Source organism: Paenibacillus sp. FSL W8-0186, assembly GCF_037969765.1.
Taxonomy (GTDB): domain Bacteria; phylum Bacillota; class Bacilli; order Paenibacillales; family Paenibacillaceae; genus Fontibacillus; species Fontibacillus woosongensis.
Genome location: NZ_CP150207.1, coordinates 87,896 through 104,350, shown reverse-complemented (window position 1 = coordinate 104,350; position 16,455 = coordinate 87,896). Strand labels below are relative to the sequence as shown.

Below are 16,455 nucleotides of genomic sequence, written 5' to 3'. Positions count from 1 at the left end.
GTTTTGCAAAGACGTTGATATTCCCACTCTCTTTCCCTACAATAAGTAAAAATACCTATAAATCAGCCTAATTTGACTGAGTTCAAAAAGTTATGCACAAGTTATGAACATATCAACAGATACAAAGTCCTTGTTGTGTATAATAGTGGGGATAAATCTGTGGTTATACACAGACTTACCCACAACATGTTAACAACGAATATTTGTTCGTTGGACAGGTCTTTTTTCTCATTAATTTGAAGGAGTTGACCGTTTCCCATGGATTCATCTTATCCTGTTACCCCGCCTGCCTCTACTTATTCCGATGAACACTGGATGCAGGAAGCGATTAAAGAGGCGCGCAAGGCCGAAGCGATTGGGGAGGTCCCCATTGGCGCTGTGATCGTGCTTGGCGATGAAATTGTCGGAAGGGGACACAACCTGCGCGAAAGTATCCGTGATGGCACGGCACATGCCGAAATGATCGCCATCCGGGAAGCGAGTCAGACTTTGGATGCTTGGCGCCTGCTGCATTGCCGGCTTTATGTGACCTTGGAGCCCTGTCCGATGTGTTCGGGGGCGATCGTGCAATGCCGTATTCCCCACGTCATTTACGGGGCTGCTGACCCCAAGGCGGGATGCGCAGGAACGCTTATGAATTTGCTCCAGGAGCCCCGTTTTAATCACCGTACCGAAGTGACCTCGGGGATCTTGCGGGAGGAATGCGCTTCTTTGCTTACGGAGTTTTTTCGGCGGTTGCGCAGGAAGTAACCCCATCCATAATGAAAAGAAGGGCGCCTCAGGGTCTATGCAGACCTTGGAGACGCCCTCTTTGTTGTGCATGTTCGAACTGTTTTGCTTATTTGGCTCTTAGTAACCTAGAGCATTCATTTCCTGCAGGAATTCATCCATTGTCATGACATCCGTAGGGATACCGATGCTGAATGTCGGCTTTTGGTTAATGCTCGTAAATTGGCTCTTCATTTGCAAGGCCAACTGGATTTTTTCCTTCGTATCCGGATCACTGAATGCCACATCCATGTTCATCTCTTGATAAGAAGGATAGTTGTCTTTATCGATGGCCGTGTTCATATTGAACTGGTTAATTGTCAGGTAGCGCTGCATTTCGTCCAGAGTTGTCTGGAGTTCGTTTTGATCCATTTCTTCGAGGCCCTTCTTCGCTTCCTCGATATCCTCCGGCGTTAACTGCATCATGGCGCGATATTCATCCTTAGCGATAATATCCAGTACCTTCGGCAGCGCCTCTTGCAGCAGAATGCTGATTGCTTCCTTGACCGTATCATTCGTTACGTAGAATTGAACGACCTGCTTAGCCTTAAAGCCTTCTGGAAGTTCAATGTCTTTCGGGTCAATATCCTTGATAAATTTATCATTGTCATACTCAGATAGAATTACATTCGCGATTTCGGCCACAAATTTTTGCGTCTTTTCGGTGTCGAGCAAATCCGGGTCGAACTCTTCCCCGCTGTACTCCGCCAATTCCTTCAGATCAAGCTCAAGGAATTTGCCAACGGCTTTCTCCGGCAGAGGGAGGAATGGAATGCTTGGTATTTTAACATAAATCTTGTCCTTGGTCGTTACGAATTGCAACGTAATTGTTGTTGAGAAATCGCCTGTCAGCTTCACTTCCAGCGAAGCTTCCGACTGCATTGGCTCTTTCTGGTACACCTGAGTTAAGTTAATCTCAGCGTCCTTCAGCATAGAAAAAACTACACCCATCTCAGGAGAAGATTCTCCCTCGAGCTTAAGGTCGGTAATTTTGATCTGGCTCTCAGAGACATAGGAATCCATATTGAGCGCAGTTACTGCCGCGCTTTTCAGCGCTTCCTTCGGCTCCTTCTTTGCGCCGCACCCGGTTAGAACCAGTGTCACAGACATAAGTAGAATAAGGGCCGACATAAAAAACTTTCTTGACATTAATTTCTCTCCCCTTCAAAGATGACAATACATAATATTTTTGTTAGACCACTTACTATATTAACCATAATTGCGAAGGATTGAAACATAAATTATGAATAATTTTAATGAATCGCCTTTTTCTTAAAACGTCCACCCTTCACATCATGGATATTTCCCACTGCCAGAAAAGCATTTTCGTCAAAATGGTTCACGATATCCTTAAGCTTGGCTTCCTCTAATCGGGTAATAACGCAAAATATCACCTTCTTTGGATCGCCCGAAAAACCGCCTTCTCCCGATAGGTAGGTTACTCCCCGTCCTAAACGGCTCAAAATCGCTTCGCCAATCTCATCAATCTGATCGCTAATGATCCACACTGATTTGGATTCGTTTAAACCATCCACAACGATATCTATAGTCTTAAAAGCAATATAATACGCCAGGAGCGAGAATAGTGCCCTCTCCCAAGTAAATACGAAGCCTGCTGAGAGCAGAATGAAGAAGTTCATGAACATGATGATTTCCCCGACCGAAAACGGCGTCTTGCGTGACACCAGGATCGCGACGATCTCCGTGCCATCGAGAGATCCTCCAAAGCGAATAACCAAGCCCGTCCCGAGTCCAAGCAAAATGCCGCCAAACACAAATGCCAGCAAAGTATCCTTTACAAAAGGTTCCACCGGATGCAGTACCGCCGTGCCTACCGACATGACCGCAATTCCGAGTAGGGTGGAAATCGCGAAGGTTTTGCCGATCTGCTTGTATCCAATAATCAGAAAAGGCAGGTTGAACAGAAATAAGAACATACCTAAAGGGACACCCGACAAATAAAAAGACATAATGGAAATGCCCGTAATGCCACCGTCTGTAATTTTATTCGGAACCAGGAACAATTCCAGGGCCACCGATACAATCAATGCGCCAATCACAATAAAAAAGGCTCTGAGCATAATGCTTCCAATGGAACGCTGCTTATGCTTACGAATAGATTGAGGTGAAATGGAGACCGGAGGAATAGAACCTGCATTGTCAAATTCCAATACGCATCACTATCCTTTCACTTTGACTACGAATAGCTTCTCTTCTATTATGACATTATTTGAACCACATGTCCTGTAATTATTGCAAATTAGAAATAAACCCCTCAGCGAGAGGCTGAAGGGTCGAAAGGAGCGAATCGGGTCTTTCCGATTGGATTCAGTTTCAAACTACACTAGATCCCGAGTTCAAATCAGATTCAGACCAGATTCAGAATTCAATTTGATCTCGATTCGATGGCTAGTGATCGGTTATGCTGTCATACGATTACAGCCGGTTACCGTATAATTCGTTCTTTGAGAACTCGTTAACGTTTGACCTTTGCTCTGCTTCGTCCTGGTATAACAGCATTGCGCAGCAAGAATTAACTACATATTGCTTAACTGCCCTGAGGATTGTTATGACTAACGTGATTCCGGTTCTTGACCTTTTTTGAACCCGATAACGGCTCAGGTCCCCCGTTTCCTCGCTCTCGGCCCTGATTGGTGTCGGGCTGGGTTCCAGGTGTGGTATAGGACTTTGGTTTACTCATGTACGGTGCATCCCCCTTTGCTTATCGAGCTTGGTTGGTTCATTTACTCTTAAGGTGTGGGGAACTTGATCTCTTTATGCATGGTGATCCTTGGATAGCTTCTCGGGGTGACTTCCTTGGATGCCCCTTAGGGTGGCATTTCTAGACACAGTACCTGCGTGGCGAAGTGAATGTTACTCTTGTGCCTGTATTCTTGCTCGCTGCACTTCCAGGGGCTTTACGCATTCCATGAGCTTAACTTAAGAGTACGGAGATCGGCTAGGCTCGGAAAAGCAAGCGGCCAAACTACGCTACCGCACATACACAAGTTTCCCCAAGACTGAGTCGTAGCACGAAACTTTTTAACGAACCTCACGATCACTATTTATTTAAAAATAACCTTCTTCAAAATGTAACGAATCTGGAGAACGTTATTTCAAATCTTTATTGCTCTAAACAGAGGATAAGCCGTAAATAGCGTGGCTAAAAATCGTTAGATTTAAAACAAGCGCAAATAGGTACAAATAACGAGGATGAGATTCGTTAGACTCCGGTTAACAGGATAGTGGCCACCAATCGAATGGCCTTATCTCAAGTGTATGGTGGGGTCTTCCCACGCGAACGAGCACTACTCCCCTGTACGCACGAAGCAAAGCCGAGGCATGGATGGCACCTAGTCTTATCCCTTCATTTCTTGCTTACAACGGCGGCTCGACGAAGCGGCAACCTTTCATAGTAGTTTGTAATGTCGTGCCTCTTCTCCTTCGCTCCCTGCGTGCGATCTGAGCCATGGGACTTGGCTTCCCGCACCATCATATTAAACGGCCAACCGGGGTATTGCTGAGAAGACATAGCCTTACTAAGCGGTAGTTCTTTTGCGACCATCAGCCCTTGACTCTAGGTTAATAACTTTCTAATATCAGCAAAAAACCGCCTCCCCAGCGGGAAGCGGCATAATCATTATTTCTAAGTTATCCTAACGAATCCGACACTCCGACGGACCTTCGTGAGTTCTTAATAAATCTGGCGGAGAGGGTGGGATTCGAACCCACGTGGGCTTGCACCCTAACGGTTTTCAAGACCGCCCCGTTATGACCGCTTCGGTACCTCTCCATAAGGTGAATCTGATTAGCGTAACAAATCAGATTCTACCATAGAGTTTATTCGCATGCAAGTTATTTCTTGCTGGTAATGTATTCAAGATTACCCATGTATGGACGGAGTACTTCCGGTACTTCAACACGGCCGTCTTCCGTCTGGTAATTCTCCAGAATAGCGGCAACTGTGCGTCCTACGGCGAGTCCAGAACCGTTCAAGGTATGCACGAATTCTGGTTTGGCTTTAGCCTCCGGACGGAAACGGATATTCGCACGGCGAGCCTGGAATTCCTCTACGTTAGAGCAGGACGAAATTTCACGGTAAGCGCCCGCCTCCGGCAGCCACACTTCGAGATCGTATGTTTTGGCGGCTGTAAAACCTAGATCCCCCGTACAAAGTGCCAGCACGCGGTATGGAAGCTTCAACAGCTGCAGAACGCGTTCTGCGTTAGCTGTCATTTTCTCCAGTTCTTCATACGAGTGATCCGGATGAACAATCTTGATCATCTCCACCTTGTTGAACTGATGCTGGCGAATCAGACCGCGAGTATCGCGGCCAGCCGCCCCCGCCTCCGACCGGAAGCAAGAGCTGTATGCCACATAATTCCGGGGAAGATCCTCTATGCCCAGTATTTCATCGCGATGGAAGTTCGTTACGGGCACCTCTGCTGTCGGAATCAAATAGTAACCATCCTCAGTCAGCTTAAACAGATCCTCCTCGAACTTCGGAAGCTGACCCGTACCGTACAAGCTGTCGCGGTTGACGATATATGGCGGCAGCATTTCTTCGTAACCGTGCTCATTACTGTGCAAATCCATCATGAAGTTGATCAGCGCACGCTCAAGACGAGCCCCCAGCCCTTTATAAAAGGTAAATCTCGAACCAGCTACCTTCGCTCCTGCCTCGAAATCTAAAATCCCGAGATCCGTGGCGATATCCCAATGCGCCTTTGGCGTGAAATCGAACTGCCGGGGCTCGCTCCAACGGCGAACCTCCACATTCTCTTCCTCGGAGCCGCCAACGGGAACATCTGCATGAGGAATGTTAGGAATGGAGAGCATCAGCTCATCGATCTGTGCTTCAAGAGCCCGGACTTCGTCATCCAGCTCCTTAATACGGTCACCCACCTCACGCATTTCGATGATCAGCTCGTCCGCATTTTCCTTGTTTTTCTTGCGCTTGGCGACTTCGGCCGATACCATGTTACGACGGTTCTTCAGCGATTCGCTCTCCTGCAGCAATTCGCGGCGTTTGCCGTCCAGCGGGGCGAAGCCCGATATCAGCTCCAGCGACTTACCTCTGTCCTTAAGCGCCTTCTCGACGCGTTCGAAATCATTTCGCATTATTTTTACATCTAACATGGGTTGTCCCTCCTAGAATCGTCCCCGGACCGCCTCGCTCGGCTCGCATGCTTCAATGGAGCAAGACAGGCCGTCATGGGATCACCAGAGAACTCGGGTGTCCTCCGTTAAAACAAACAAACCTTAACCCTTGGGAAAGAGTCAAGGTGTCTGATCAGCCCTTTACTTAGCAGCCGTTTTGTTAGCCTGAATCATTTCTGTAAAATATTTATGCAGCGAAGCATCGTCCGTCAACTCCGGATGAAATGATGATACCAGCAAATGCCCCTGACATGCCGTTACGATTTCATCGTTATAAGTCGACAGCACTTCGACGCTTTCGCCAACCTCCGTGATTAACGGTGCACGTATAAAGACTGCGCGAAGCGGCTCCTCAAGACCTTTGACCTCCAGGTCGGTCTCAAAGCTCTCCCGCTGGCGCCCAAACGCATTACGCGATACGCTGATGTCCATCACACCCAGGTGAGGCTCTTCGCCGCCATCGATCTTCTTCGCCATTACAATCAAGCCAGCGCAGGTGCCAAAAAGAGGCTTGCCCTCGCTGGAAAATTGCTGAATGGCTTCGATGAAGCCATACTTTCTCATGAGCTTGCCGATGGTTGTGCTCTCCCCGCCGGGGATGATCAATCCATCGATATCCAGGAGCTGCTCGGGCTGCTTCACAGCAACGCCCTCAGCTCCCGTGCTCTCAATGCTTCTTATATGCTCCGCAACAGCGCCTTGCAGCGCCAGTACTCCCACCTTCATGGAGAAACCTTCTTTCTATCTGACTCAAAAAAGGGATTGCTCTGCCAATTACCAGCCGCGATCCGACATGCGCTCGGCCGGGGACAATTTGGAAATTTCGATGCCTTTCATCGGCGTGCCCAGGTTCTTGGACACTTCAGCAATCAATTTATAATCGGTATAGTGCGTTGTAGCTTCAACGATCGCACGAGCGAATTTCTCAGGGTTCTCGGATTTAAAAATACCTGAGCCTACGAATACGCCGTCAGCGCCAAGATGCATCATCAACGCCGCATCAGCCGGAGTGGCTACGCCGCCAGCTGCAAAGTTCACGACAGGAAGCTTTCCGTTCTCATGAACTTCAAGCAATAGCTCATAAGATACGCCCAAGTTCTTAGCCTCTGCATACAACTCATCCTTGGACATATTCTGTACGGAACGGATTTGGCTGTTGATCAGGCGCATATGGCGAACAGCTTCGACAATGTTGCCTGTTCCCGGCTCACCTTTCGTACGGATCATGGATGCGCCCTCGCTGATACGGCGCAGCGCTTCGCCAAGATCCTTCGCTCCGCAAACAAATGGAACGGTGAACTCCCGCTTGTCAATGTGGAACACCTCGTCTGCCGGCGTCAGCACTTCACTCTCGTCCAAATAGTCTACCCCGAGAGATTCCAAAACTTTCGCTTCCACGTAATGCCCGATCCGTGCTTTGGCCATAACTGGAATAGAAACGACTTTCATGACTTCTTCAATAATCGTAGGATCAGCCATACGGGCTACGCCGCCAGCTGCACGAATATCAGAAGGAACGCGTTCCAATGCCATGACAGCCGTTGCTCCAGCCGCTTCGGCGATCTTCGCTTGCTCCGCATTCATGACGTCCATAATGACGCCGCCTTTTTGCATTTCGGCCATACCTCTTTTTACACGTGATGTTCCTGTTTCCATGTCCACGCCTCCCGATTTTAATCTAAATATATCCCCATGTTAGGAGGCCAAGGCGCAAGACCTTGTCCCCATAAACATTACTTCTGTCTCAATATCGCAAGCGATAATCTAACTTGATATTTTACAATATTTACGCTAAATATACAACCCGTTTACTCGGGATTTATGTTTCACTTACTAGAAAAGATTTTTGATTCCGTTAAACAAATCCTTGAAAAAATCCCCGATCGCACGCAGAAACAGCTTAAACCAGTTCGCCTTATCCGCATCCTGGGCGGTAATTAGCTTCACCGTCTTCTCTACAGGCTCGTCAGAGCCCGGAACTTTGTAGGAGTACGTCACGGTCCCCACTTCTGTTCCTTGCTTCAGAGGCGCCACCAAAGCCGTCTCCTCATTCAGAGACACCGTTGCTTGCAGGCTGCTCATATCCGCACCCTTAGGCACAACGAAGCTTACGCCTTGATCCGTAACGACAGGAACATCCACATTCTTCGCTTTCTTAACGGTAACCGTCTCGGCTCCTTCTACCGTCGCCTTAGGGGCAACGACCTGCTTAATTTCAAAATTGTTGAACCCGTAATCCATCACTTTGCGCGTTTCAACAAAACGTACATCCTCGGCCTTCATCGTCTTTGTAGCCTGCGTTCCCATAACGACACTGATCAGCCGCATTCCGTTCCGCTCAGCCGTACCGGTAAAGCAGCTGCCTGCTCTGGAGGTATGCCCGGTCTTCAAACCGTCCATCCCCTCATAGGCAAATTGTCTGAAGTTGGTTACATTCTTGTTCGCTTCGAGCATGTAGTTCCAGTTCACCATCGGCTTCTTGTCGCGAGGGCGGAACGTATATTCTTGAATTGTTGTAAATTCAGTAAAGTCAGGATGGTCAGTCACGATGTATTTAGCAAGAATTGCTGCATCCATAGCCGACATTACCGTTTCCTTGTCATTTGCCGGCTGAAACTCCTTAGGCATATCTCCAATATCCAGACCTGTAGAGTTTGCAAAATAAGTGTTGGTCATTCCCATGCGCTGGGCTTCGTCATTCATCATCTTAACGAATGCTTGCTCAGAACCGGCGACATGCTCAGCCAGCGCTACTGTTGCATCGTTCGCCGATCCCACCGCCATGGCAATGTATAATTCCCGAATTGTATGCTGGTCGCCTTGCGCCAGGAAAATCCGTGAACCAATCGTCTTTGACGCGTTCTCCCGTACGGTAACTACGTCGTCCCAGCTAAACTTTCCTTGCTTGACTAAGTCTGCAACGATGTATTCCGTCATCATTTTGGTCATACTTGCCGGAGGCAGCGGTGTATCTCCGTTTACGTTTAATAGAATTTGGCCGGATACCGGCTCCATTAATATCGCAGATTTAACATTAAGTTCAAGAGATTCCACGGATGGAATGCTAGAGCTGATTTGCTCTACTACAGGTTTGGTAGACGTCGTCGCTTCGGTTTGCTGACCTTCAGCAAGAACCATCGCCGGCACCGTAGATAGACATAACATATTCAATAAAAGAACAGAGGCGACGCTTTTACGAAGGATTTGCCGTTTCGATGTTCTAGGTTTCTTTTCTTTCAATTTCACTGCACTTAAAGCTCCCCTCATATACTCGTTCGATGTTCGATTGCTTTATCTATTCTATCACAGCGCAATACGCAAAAAAAGACAGGCCGGGCAGAATTCGCCCAGCCTGTGTTGGAAAATAGTGGTGTGGTGATTATTTTTACAAGGAATAGTTCGGTGCTTCCTTCGTAATTTGCACGTCGTGCGGGTGACTTTCGCGAAGGCCTGCTCCCGTAATACGGATGAATTTCGTATCGTTTCGAAGCTCATCCAAGTTAGCCGTCCCGCAGTATCCCATACCTGAGCGCAAACCGCCTAACAGCTGGTGAACCGTATCGGACAATGGCCCTTTGTAAGCGACGCGTCCTTCAATACCTTCCGGCACCAGTTTCTTGTCGTCGTCCTGGAAGTAGCGATCCTTACTGCCTTGCTTCATTGCTCCAAGGGAACCCATCCCTCTATACACTTTAAAACGGCGCCCTTGATAAATCTCCGATTCGCCAGGGCTTTCCTCCGTACCGGCAAGCAAGCTTCCCAGCATGACCGCATGTGCTCCAGCAGCGATAGCCTTCGTGATCTCTCCGGAATATTTAATGCCTCCGTCGGCGATGATCGGAATGCCATATTCGCGAGCAACCGATGCGCAATCGTATACGGCGGTAATTTGTGGAACACCGATCCCGGCGATGACACGCGTCGTACAGATCGAACCTGGTCCGATACCTACCTTGACGACAGAAGCGCCTGCCTCGATCAAATCGCGGGTTGCTTCGCCAGTCGCTACGTTGCCGGCGATAATTGTAAGTTCCGGATACCGTGTGCGAAGCTCACGTACTGTGTCCAAAATGTTAATATGATGCCCGTGCGCGGAATCAACCGTAATAACGTCAACCCCTGCCTTAACCAAAGCCTCCGCGCGTACAAAGGAATCGGAGGATACGCCGATAGCCGCGCCAACAAGCAGTCTGCCTTGCTCATCTTTTGCCGCGTTCGGGAATTGGATCGCCTTCTCGATATCCTTGATCGTGATCAAGCCTTTAAGTGTGTTGGATTCATCCACCAGCGGCAGCTTCTCGATTTTATGCTGCTGCAGGATAACTTCGGCCTCTTGAAGGGTCGTGCCCACAGGAGCTGTGACCAGATTCTCGTGCGTCATGACTTCGCTAATCTTGATGTTATAATCATGCACAAACCGCAGATCCCGGTTCGTCAAAATTCCGACTAACTTCTGCTCCTCGTTTACGATAGGAACACCGGAGATGCGGTACTTGCCCATCAACTCCTCGGCATCCGATACCAACCGATCCGGCGTAAGGGAGAATGGGTTTGTGATAACGCCGCTTTCCGAGCGCTTAACCCGATCTACTTCCTCAGCCTGCTGCTCTACTGGCATATTCTTATGAATGATGCCGATGCCGCCTTCCCGGGCAATGGCAATCGCCATAGCCGCCTCCGTTACTGTATCCATTCCGGCGCTGATGAGCGGCATGTTCAGCTTAACCTTATCGCTCAGCTTTGTAGACAAATTTACCTCTTTCGGAAGGACCTCCGATTTACGAGGGACGAGCAGCACGTCATCAAATGTTAAGCCCTCTTTGTCAAATTTACTTTCCCACACCTTAGTTTTTCCTCCCTTATATTCTATTCCTCGTCGACCGAATTCCCTTATATATCAAGGCCGGAAAGACACTTACGAAAATATATTATTGTACATCTTAGCAAAGGGCATATAGCCTGTCAAGGACAAGCGCCAGGAAATTACACCAGACTTTCACAGACACACGAGTGTCCACGGGAGGGATACAATACACTATTTTCCGGTATTCTCCCGCCGATCTATTGTTCCCCTATTGCCGCTAATATCATTCCAGTTAAGAAAATCGTCCACCCTTGCATATGAAAAAGAGCACTGTCTAAAGACAATGCTCTCTTACAAGCCCTGCTTACCCGGCCTTTGAAATCACCTGATCGATGACGCCATATTCAATTGCTTCTTGCGCGGACATGAAGTAATCCCGATCCATATCTTTGGCAATGCGCTCCAGCGACTGGCCCGTATGCTCGGCGGCAATCGCGTTTAGTCTCTCCCGGGTACGGAGAATCCGTTTAGCGCTAATTTCGATGTCACTGGCTTGCCCTTGGACACCGCCATGCGGCTGATGAATCATTACCTCGCTATTTGGCAAGGCGAACCGTTTTCCTTTAGCTCCCGACAACAGTAAAATTGCCGCAAAAGAAGCAGCCATGCCGGAGCAAATCGTCTGAACGTCAGGTTTGATGTACTGCATTGTATCGTAAATGGCAAACCCTGCTGAAGTGGAACCGCCAGGGCTATTTATATAGAAATGGATATCCTTATCGGGATCCTCAGCCGCAAGCAATAGCATTTGTGCAGTTATGCTATTGGCCACCTGGTCATCAATCGCCGAACCGAGAAATACGATTCGATCCTTAAGCAGCCTCGAATAAATATCATAGGAGCGTTCTCCACGGCTCGTTTGTTCGATGACGTACGGGATAAATGTACTCATTTAATCAACCCCCTGGATAATTAATATTTAAGACATGAACGTCCTTCTTTAGGCTGCTGCCCATACATACGTTTGCCTGTAAGCCGCGGCTCTTAGATCATCCTGATGTCGAGCATTTTCCTGCCTATGCTTTTGCAGAACGGGTGGCTGTAGCTGCTCGAGCGCGGTGGATTCGTTCATTAGCAGAAGCAGTGCCCGTGGATTATGCTCCCGGAATGCCTTTAAGTACGCATATACGATTTGCTCATTATGCGGGGTCGCATGTGCTGAGCCGCTTCTTTTTCCTAACCGTGAACCTTTATCTGTTTCCATACTCTCTCGCTCCGATCTAAGCTTCGTCCGGGCGCGGTGAAGCAATGCTTTAACAGCTCCTTCGGTCGTAGAGAGCAGTTCCGCCGCTTCTGCGGCCGTGTAACGAAATACATCTATAAGCATTAACGTAATGCGCTGATTGATAGGGAGGCGGTTTACGATTGTTTCCATAGCCGTCCAGAGGGAGGCTACATCCGCCTCATCTGCCTGGAGCTCATCAGCTGCTGTCTGGTCCATCGAATACAATTCTGCGCTAGTTCTATTTTTGCGACGTCCATCAATGTATATATGGTTAGCAATTTTGTATAGGTACGACTTATTGACGCTGAAGTCGCTGCCCTTTTCAAGAGAAATTCTCCAAACCTTCAGCCATGTTTCTTGGACAAGATCTTCCGCCTCCCAGGATGTACCGACTAAGGATCGGCAATACTGACTCAGTGCCCGCTGATAAGATTGAACCCATTCCAGAAAGCTGTCATGCCTTGTCTCCAATTGGAGGCTAGCAGTGGATCGCTGATCTGCACCCACAAGGTTAAGGTTTGGTTGCTGGTGCTGCTTTGACTGTTGAATATGCGGGTTTAATCGTTGTTGTTGCTTGGATTGTTGACTTGGCTTCAATTGTCGGGATTGCCGGCGGATATTGGATTGCTGAAGTGCCTTTGATGGCTGCATGGATCTTGCTTCCTGATGCAGCTTCGGCATCGGTTGTTTCAAATGTTTGGCTTGTGGCACGATCTTCGTTTCCGGCGAAGGTTTGTATGGGTGCACAATTACTGTGCCTTTTACGGGCCTCATATTCTCCAACTGCTTTGGTTCTTGCAGCAGTTCCGTTTCCTTAACGGACTTCATTTGTTCTAGAGTTCTAATTGGCTGCATCGTTGTGTACCTGCTGCTCATTACGCTTTACACCTCCCTGCACACTTAATCATTTTTCTATTTACTTATATAAACGACAAAAATGCATAGATCGATACGGTCCGTAACTATAAAATATTTTCGCCATTCATTTTGATTGACCTCTTTCGGACCCTGGTTCCACTATTTTGCAAAAATGCTGCTTTTTCCGGACCTAACGGACACAAAGGATCCTATTGGAGTAAAACCCATGGCTTTGAGGGGCATTTCCACTGAATAGCGTCTTCTGTGTCCGTTGGCTTGCCGATTTCGCATAAGAACAGCAAATAGCGGATCTCTTGTCCGTAAGAACGTGTTTGATGCAATTCAAACATCACTTAGTAAAAACAAAAAAGCACCGCTGATTCAAAGATCAGCAGTGCTTCTTCCATTGCTTGGCGACGTCCTACTCTCCCAGGACCCTGCGGTCCAAGTACCATCGGCGCTGGAGGGCTTAACGGTCGTGTTCGAGATGGGTACGTGTGGAACCCCTCCGCCATTGCCACCAAACATATTCAGATGACTTGATCACCTGAAAACTGGATACGAAACTTTATTTGCGTGTTAGCCCTACTTCTATATAGGGAATTGGATAAGCCCTCGACCGATTAGTACCTGTCAGCTCCATACATTGCTGCACTTCCACCTCAGGCCTATCAACCTCGTCGTCTTCAAGGGGTCTTACTAATTGGGAAATCTCATCTTGAGGAGGGCTTCACGCTTAGATGCTTTCAGCGTTTATCCCATCCGCACGTAGCTACCCAGCTATGCTCCTGGCGGAACAACTGGTGCACCAGCGGTGCGTCCATCCCGGTCCTCTCGTACTAAGGACAGCTCCTCTCAAATTTCCTACGCCCACGACAGATAGGGACCGAACTGTCTCACGACGTTCTGAACCCAGCTCGCGTACCGCTTTAATGGGCGAACAGCCCAACCCTTGGGACCTACTTCAGCCCCAGGATGCGATGAGCCGACATCGAGGTGCCAAACCTCCCCGTCGATGTGGACTCTTGGGGGAGATAAGCCTGTTATCCCCAGGGTAGCTTTTATCCGTTGAGCGATGGCCCTTCCATGCGGTACCACCGGATCACTAAGCCCGACTTTCGTCCCTGCTCGACTTGTCAGTCTCGCAGTCAAGCTCCCTTTTGCCTTTGCACTCTGCGAATGATTTCCAACCATTCTGAGGGAACCTTGGGGCGCCTCCGTTACTCTTTAGGAGGCGACCGCCCCAGTCAAACTACCCACCTGACACTGTCCCCGAACCGGATCACGGTCCTAGGTTAGAACTTCGATACGATCAGGGTGGTATCCCAACGATGCCTCCACCGAAGCTGGCGCTCCGGATTCCTAGGCTCCCACCTATCCTGTACAAATCGCATCAAAGTTCAATATCAAGCTGTAGTAAAGCTCCATGGGGTCTTTCCGTCTTGTCGCGGGTAACCTGCATCTTCACAGGTATTAAAATTTCACCGGATCTCTCGTTGAGACAGCGCCCAAGTCGTTACGCCATTCGTGCGGGTCAGAATTTACCTGACAAGGAATTTCGCTACCTTAGGACCGTTATAGTTACGGCCGCCGTTTACTGGGGCTTCGGTTCACAGCTTCGGGTTACCCCTAACCGCTCCCCTTAACCTTCCAGCACCGGGCAGGCGTCAGCCCGTATACTTCGCCTTACGGCTTCGCACAGACCTGTGTTTTTGCTAAACAGTCGCTTGGGCCTTTTCACTGCGGCCCCCTCGTGCTATTCACACTACCGGGGCACCCCTTCTCCCAAAGTTACGGGGTCATTTTGCCGAGTTCCTTAACGAGAGTTCTTCCGCGCGCCTTAGAATTCTCTTCTCGCCTACCTGTGTCGGTTTGCGGTACGGGCACCTTCTCCTGGCTAGAGGCTTTTCTTGGCAGTGTGAGATCATGACCTTCGGTACTGTAAATTTTCCCTCCCCATCACAGCCCAGCCTTACGATGTGCGGATTTGCCTACACATCAGCCTCACTGCTTGGACGAGCATCCATCAGCTCGCGTCACTACCCTACTGCGTCACCCCATCGCTCATAACGGATTACGGTGGTACAGGAATTTCAACCTGTTGTCCTTCGACTACGCCTTTCGGCCTCGCCTTAGGTCCCGACTTACCCTGAGCGGACGAACCTTCCTCAGGAAACCTTGGGCTTTCGGCGGATCAGATTCTCACTGATCTTTTCGTTACTCATACCGGCATTCTCACTTGTATGCAGTCCACCAGTCCTTCCGGTCCAACTTCAATCCGCATACAACGCTCCCCTACCCCTGATGCAATGCATCAAGCCATAGCTTCGGTGGTGTGTTTAGCCCCGTTACATTTTCGGCGCAGAGTCACTCGACCAGTGAGCTATTACGCACTCTTTAAATGGTGGCTGCTTCTAAGCCAACATCCTGGTTGTCTGTGCAACTCCACATCCTTTCCCACTTAACACACACTTGGGGACCTTAGCTGATGGTCTGGGCTGTTTCCCTCTTGACAATGGATCTTAGCACTCACTGTCTGACTCCCGGTTAATCAGTCTATGGCATTCGGAGTTTGACTGAGCTTGGTAACCCTTGGCGGGCCCCGCACCCAATCAGTGCTCTACCTCCACGACTGTCCTACCGAGGCTAGCCCTAAAGCTATTTCGGGGAGAACCAGCTATCTCCGAGTTCGATTGGAATTTCTCCGCTACCCCCACCTCATCCCCGCATTTTTCAACATACGTGGGTTCGGGCCTCCAGTGCGTGTTACCGCACCTTCACCCTGGACAGGGGTAGATCACCCGGTTTCGGGTCTACGTCCACGTACTAAGTCGCCCTATTCAGACTCGCTTTCGCTGCGGCTTCGGCTCTTCACCTTAACCTTGCACGGGAACGTAACTCGCCGGTTCATTCTACAAAAGGCACGCCATCACCCATCAATAGGGCTCTGACTTCTTGTAAGCACACGGTTTCAGGTTCTTTTTCACTCCCCTTCCGGGGTGCTTTTCACCTTTCCCTCACGGTACTGCTTCACTATCGGTCGCTAGGGAGTATTTAGCCTTACCAGATGGTCCTGGCAGATTCATACGGGGTTTCACGTGCCCCGCACTACTCGGGATCCGTCTCGGAGGGAACAGACTTTCGATTACAGGGCTTTTACCTTCTATGGCCGGCCTTTCCAGACCTGTTCGTCTAACCTCTTCCTTTGTAACTCCATGTGAGACGTCCCACAACCCCAGAGAGCAAGCTCTCTGGTTTAGGCTAATCCGCGTTCGCTCGCCGCTACTGACGGAATCACTTTTGTTTTCTCTTCCTCAGGGTACTTAGATGTTTCAGTTCCCCTGGTATGCCTCTTCACACCCTATGTATTCAGATGTGAGTGACTGCGTATTACCACAGCCGGGTTTCCCCATTCGGACACCCCCGGATCAAAGCTTGCTTACAGCTCCCCGAGGCAGTTTCGTTGTTCGCCACGTCCTTCTTCGGCTCCTAGCGCCTAGGCATCCTCCGTGTGCTCTTAGTAGCTTAACCATTTCGCTCTCATTTTGGGCTATTCGCTCTGTTGTCCGTCACTTTCCTG

The 16,455-nt window shown here is 49.2% G+C and carries 12 protein-coding genes, 1 tRNA gene and 2 rRNA genes; 2 read left to right on the top strand and 13 right to left on the bottom strand.

Going from position 1 to position 16,455, the window contains the following annotated elements; translation table 11 throughout:
* Positions 1–258 precede the first annotated feature (258 nt).
* Positions 259–750, top strand: coding sequence for a tRNA adenosine(34) deaminase TadA (gene tadA, locus MKX50_RS00470; protein WP_213595481.1), 492 nt, complete (start codon positions 259–261; stop codon positions 748–750).
* 99 nt (positions 751–849) lie between these two features.
* On the opposite strand, the gene MKX50_RS00465 is transcribed toward tadA, so the two are convergent.
* The 11 genes from MKX50_RS00465 to MKX50_RS00415 all read right to left on the bottom strand — a co-directional run bounded on the left by MKX50_RS00465 (position 850) and on the right by MKX50_RS00415 (position 12,524).
* Positions 850–1,917 (bottom strand): DUF6612 family protein, encoded by a 1,068-nt coding sequence (locus MKX50_RS00465; RefSeq protein ID WP_213595479.1) that lies wholly within the window; start codon positions 1,915–1,917, stop codon positions 850–852.
* A gap of 104 nt (positions 1,918–2,021) precedes the next feature.
* Positions 2,022–2,849: a YitT family protein gene (locus tag MKX50_RS00460; RefSeq protein ID WP_213595545.1), complete on the bottom strand. Its 828-nt coding sequence runs from the start codon at positions 2,847–2,849 to the stop codon at positions 2,022–2,024.
* Between the two features lie 467 nt (positions 2,850–3,316).
* Positions 3,317–3,469: a small acid-soluble spore protein P gene (locus MKX50_RS00455; RefSeq protein WP_339158111.1), complete on the bottom strand. Its 153-nt coding sequence runs from the start codon at positions 3,467–3,469 to the stop codon at positions 3,317–3,319.
* Positions 3,470–4,472: 1,003 nt separating this feature from the next.
* Positions 4,473–4,561, bottom strand: a tRNA-Ser gene (locus MKX50_RS00450).
* Between the two features lie 62 nt (positions 4,562–4,623).
* A complete protein-coding gene (serS, locus tag MKX50_RS00445; protein WP_155613516.1) occupies positions 4,624–5,907 on the bottom strand; it encodes a serine--tRNA ligase in 1,284 nt (427 codons plus the stop codon).
* Between the two features lie 162 nt (positions 5,908–6,069).
* Complete coding sequence (gene pdxT / locus MKX50_RS00440; RefSeq protein ID WP_339158110.1) at positions 6,070–6,654, bottom strand: pyridoxal 5'-phosphate synthase glutaminase subunit PdxT; 585 nt, start codon at positions 6,652–6,654, stop codon at positions 6,070–6,072.
* Between the two features lie 48 nt (positions 6,655–6,702).
* Positions 6,703–7,584, bottom strand: a complete 882-nt coding sequence (pdxS, locus tag MKX50_RS00435; protein ID WP_213595474.1) for a pyridoxal 5'-phosphate synthase lyase subunit PdxS — start codon at positions 7,582–7,584, stop codon at positions 6,703–6,705.
* A 177-nt stretch (positions 7,585–7,761) separates the two neighbouring features.
* Entirely contained in the window at positions 7,762–9,174 is a 1,413-nt protein-coding gene (locus tag MKX50_RS00430) for a D-alanyl-D-alanine carboxypeptidase family protein (RefSeq protein WP_339158109.1), read from the bottom strand.
* A gap of 139 nt (positions 9,175–9,313) precedes the next feature.
* Positions 9,314–10,771: an IMP dehydrogenase gene (gene guaB / locus MKX50_RS00425; RefSeq protein ID WP_213595471.1), complete on the bottom strand. Its 1,458-nt coding sequence runs from the start codon at positions 10,769–10,771 to the stop codon at positions 9,314–9,316.
* 325 nt (positions 10,772–11,096) lie between these two features.
* A complete protein-coding gene (gene clpP, locus MKX50_RS00420) occupies positions 11,097–11,684 on the bottom strand; it encodes an ATP-dependent Clp endopeptidase proteolytic subunit ClpP (RefSeq protein WP_213595470.1) in 588 nt (195 codons plus the stop codon).
* Between the two features lie 48 nt (positions 11,685–11,732).
* Positions 11,733–12,524: an RNA polymerase sigma factor gene (locus tag MKX50_RS00415; RefSeq protein WP_339158108.1), complete on the bottom strand. Its 792-nt coding sequence runs from the start codon at positions 12,522–12,524 to the stop codon at positions 11,733–11,735.
* Positions 12,525–12,535: 11 nt separating this feature from the next.
* Between MKX50_RS00415 and MKX50_RS00410 the strand changes: the two genes are divergently transcribed.
* Entirely contained in the window at positions 12,536–12,835 is a 300-nt protein-coding gene (locus tag MKX50_RS00410) for a hypothetical protein (RefSeq protein WP_339158107.1), read from the top strand.
* A gap of 448 nt (positions 12,836–13,283) precedes the next feature.
* Here MKX50_RS00410 and rrf read toward each other — a convergent pair.
* Together rrf and MKX50_RS00400 are read right to left on the bottom strand one after the other, a co-directional pair.
* Positions 13,284–13,400: ribosomal RNA gene (rrf, locus tag MKX50_RS00405) — 5S ribosomal RNA — on the bottom strand.
* 78 nt (positions 13,401–13,478) lie between these two features.
* Positions 13,479–16,406, bottom strand: a 23S ribosomal RNA gene (locus MKX50_RS00400).
* Positions 16,407–16,455: the final 49 nt, after the last annotated feature.

Coding starts and splice junctions, on each gene's coding strand:
- MKX50_RS00460 (WP_213595545.1), bottom strand. CDS start 2,849: ATGCTCAGAGCCTTTTTTATTGTGATTGGCGCATTGATTGTATCGGTG.
- tadA (WP_213595481.1), top strand. CDS start 259: ATGGATTCATCTTATCCTGTTACCCCGCCTGCCTCTACTTATTCCGAT.
- clpP (WP_213595470.1), bottom strand. CDS start 11,684: ATGAGTACATTTATCCCGTACGTCATCGAACAAACGAGCCGTGGAGAA.
- pdxS (WP_213595474.1), bottom strand. CDS start 7,584: ATGGAAACAGGAACATCACGTGTAAAAAGAGGTATGGCCGAAATGCAA.
- pdxT (WP_339158110.1), bottom strand. CDS start 6,654: ATGAAGGTGGGAGTACTGGCGCTGCAAGGCGCTGTTGCGGAGCATATA.
- serS (WP_155613516.1), bottom strand. CDS start 5,907: ATGTTAGATGTAAAAATAATGCGAAATGATTTCGAACGCGTCGAGAAG.
- MKX50_RS00465 (WP_213595479.1), bottom strand. CDS start 1,917: ATGTCAAGAAAGTTTTTTATGTCGGCCCTTATTCTACTTATGTCTGTG.
- MKX50_RS00455 (WP_339158111.1), bottom strand. CDS start 3,469: ATGAGTAAACCAAAGTCCTATACCACACCTGGAACCCAGCCCGACACC.